Below are 427 nucleotides of genomic sequence, written 5' to 3' on the forward strand. Positions count from 1 at the left end.
CCCCAGAAGGGAACCGTCATGGCACATGCCGCCCCCCTCCACCACGTGCCCGCCGCACGGTCCACCGCGACCTCGGTCTGGGCCCTGCCCCTGCTCCTCGGCCTCGTCTACGGCTTCTGGGCCGCGACCAACCGCGTCCACGGCGGCCAGGTCACCGTAGGAAAGGTCATGCTCGGCGTCGTCTCCGGGCTGGTGCTGGCCGTCCTGGTCGTGGTCCTGCACCGGGCGGGCGAGAAGTTGCCCCTTGAGCTGCGCGCCGCGTCATGGGCGGCGCTCTCGGGGGTGGCGCTCGGCTTCCTGGTCAGTCAGAGCGGCAGGAGCGCGCTCAGCTGCGTCGCCCTCGGGCTCGCGACCGCGGCGGGCGTCCTCGTGATGACGTACTACCGCTACTGCACGCGCCACACCTGAGCCGCCGCGCCCCCGCCAC

Annotated in this window: 1 protein-coding gene; it reads left to right on the forward strand. The window is 73.1% G+C overall.

Features of this window, described 5'->3' with window-relative positions; genetic code table 11:
* Nucleotides 1-408 (forward strand): hypothetical protein (locus tag AB8Z36_RS41940; RefSeq protein WP_369218555.1); only part of this gene is annotated, 408 nt, incomplete at its 5' end.
* Between the last annotated feature and the right edge of the window lie 19 nt (nt 409-427).

This window comes from Streptomyces flavofungini (assembly GCF_041028215.1).
GTDB lineage: Bacteria > Actinomycetota > Actinomycetes > Streptomycetales > Streptomycetaceae > Streptomyces > Streptomyces flavofungini_B.